3 protein-coding genes are annotated in these 2,089 nt (G+C 34.4%); all 3 read right to left on the bottom strand.

Annotation, left to right across the window (positions count from 1 at the left end; all coding sequences use genetic code 11):
* The coding region (locus U9P79_08510) for an IS1 family transposase (GenBank protein MEA2104663.1) at positions 1-226 on the bottom strand (226 nt) is incomplete at its 3' end.
* Between the two features lie 318 nt (positions 227-544).
* Entirely contained in the window at positions 545-934 is a 390-nt protein-coding gene (locus U9P79_08505) for a DUF6516 family protein (protein ID MEA2104662.1), read from the bottom strand.
* Complete coding sequence (locus U9P79_08500) at positions 922-1,218, bottom strand: hypothetical protein (GenBank protein MEA2104661.1); 297 nt, start codon at positions 1,216-1,218, stop codon at positions 922-924. The genes U9P79_08505 and U9P79_08500 overlap by 13 nt, the downstream gene beginning before the upstream one ends.
* Positions 1,219-2,089 lie beyond the last annotated feature (871 nt).

Raw genomic sequence — 2,089 nt, 5'->3', positions numbered from 1 at the left:
CGGCATTAAGTTGAAGACCCTCAGTCCTAGCGTTCAAGATTTGCCAAACTAAAATAATAGGTTTCCTAAGCCCTTGTAAAAATGTATTTTTGGTTTCAGAAAAACGACGTGTACAATTATTACAAATTAATAAATTACGAAGGCCGAAACTCAACGTTTTGTATTGAAAATCGGTTTTAATATCCAATGATGAACAATTAGGGCATATAGTAGTAAAAATATCCATGTAATCTACCTCCAGGAAAATGTGGTTTAAATTATGGTAGATTACGATAATCTAATATTGCAGGTCTGTCTAGTGTAATAATCTCCTGTTATTTCAAGTAGTTATACCTGTCAATTAAAATGAGGAACATTTCAGAGTTCTTAAAATTCACTTTGGAGCATGATTTCAGCGCCAACAATGTATAAAATCAAGGACAAAATTCTTGCCCAAAATAGGTGAAGAAGGCAAACCGTAACAATCCTGGAATACTCCCCAATTAAACTGAACCAGTGCCTAATGAGTAACGTTGGGAATAACTTATGAAAACTATGGTTTCCATTATATCTTGTCTTTAAGTTCGTCGTCCAAGGAATTAAGCATCTCGTAAATATTATTTATTGATGAAGCGATTGTTGCACCATCTCGGCAATGCTTATGATGCGGGAAAGAAGTTATTGCTCTGTGATGAGGGGCATTATCCCAGCGGGCTATGAATTTGCTATCCGGTGTTTGGAGTTGATACCTGTACTTAATTGCTATAGGTTTTTTATGATTGATGATAACATATTCAGCCACATGGAGTTCAAGGCCGCCATGTAAATAGAGAGTTCCTCGAATGTAACCTTCTTTTTCTCCAATCTCTCGAAATGAAACTTCTTCATTCCGAACCCACGCATTATCATTTATTGCTTCCAGAAAGAACGAAAAATAGTCAGTTATTCGTTCCATGATATTTCGCTTAGTATCTGATATTTTTTTCCCCAAAGCTTCTTTCCGCGAATAGAAGCATACCAATCAAACCATTGCAGATCGTCTCCTAACTCCCCTGAATCGAATTTATTTAAAAAGAATTCGGAATCCATTTCATACTTTTTTTCAAATTCTTTGCACTCGCTTTCAAATTTCAGGAATCGGGCATAAGAAAAATTGATATGGTCTTGCAAGGCCTCCAGTATGATTGGTTTTGTATCAGCAATACCATGTTTTGTTTTTAATAATAACGTTGTACCCATATCTAATACCCTCGTGATTAAATCAAAAAAACTTCACATTATGTATATAAAATAATTTATCATAGTGGCAAACAGAAAACAATCTATTCATTTATGTATAAGGAAATTACAAAGAAAAATCCAGCATAAAAGCTTGAATTATGAATTAAAGAGGCTTTTAAGCCACCCATTACCTCGCTTTTCTGTTTTTGAACTTAACGCCGAAAAGATAAATTTTTCATAATTACTAAAGAATTTATAGAGAATTGACATTTATCAAAGGCATGACAAACGTATCCTGGTCAAGAAGATATAATTTTATACCTGGATAGATAATAAGTGAGCGTTCACGGAACGCTGAAATTAGATAATAGAAATTGGAAATTTGGTTTTTATGATTTGTAAGTGTTTACAGTTGTTGGTTCACAGTCACGGTTTTCCCAGTGAACTATACGACGAGTAAAACATTTTGGATATTGATTTCAATTCTTGAATTAATTCTTTTAAATCTTCAAAAGGTGCCCTCATAATTCTCTTATGCTTTTTGTCTTTTTCAACCGTGAACTTTGAACTTGTGAACGCATATGATCCTGTTTTGCAATTTTAATCGAATTTGTCATACGGGGCGCATAATTGCATTTAAATTCAAATCAGAAACGTTTTCCATTTTTAAACAGCAGCAGGTCAAGTTCAGCACCACCGAGGGTGCCCCAGCGGACAATACAGTATCAAAAACTTGAATTGTGAATTAAAAAGTCTTTTCAACCACTCATTCCCCCACATTTTTATCCGTAAACTCAACGCCGAAAAAATAAATATTTTGTAGCCGTTCACGGCTTGAAACTTGAAATTGGAAAGTAGAAATTGGGAAGAACAGCGCAAAACATGAAGG

This window comes from Candidatus Cloacimonadota bacterium (assembly GCA_034661015.1).
Classification (GTDB): Bacteria; Cloacimonadota; Cloacimonadia; order JGIOTU-2; family JGIOTU-2; genus JAYEKN01.
The sequence above is the reverse complement of the archived record's forward strand: the minus strand, read 5'-3'. Positions and strand labels throughout refer to the sequence as shown.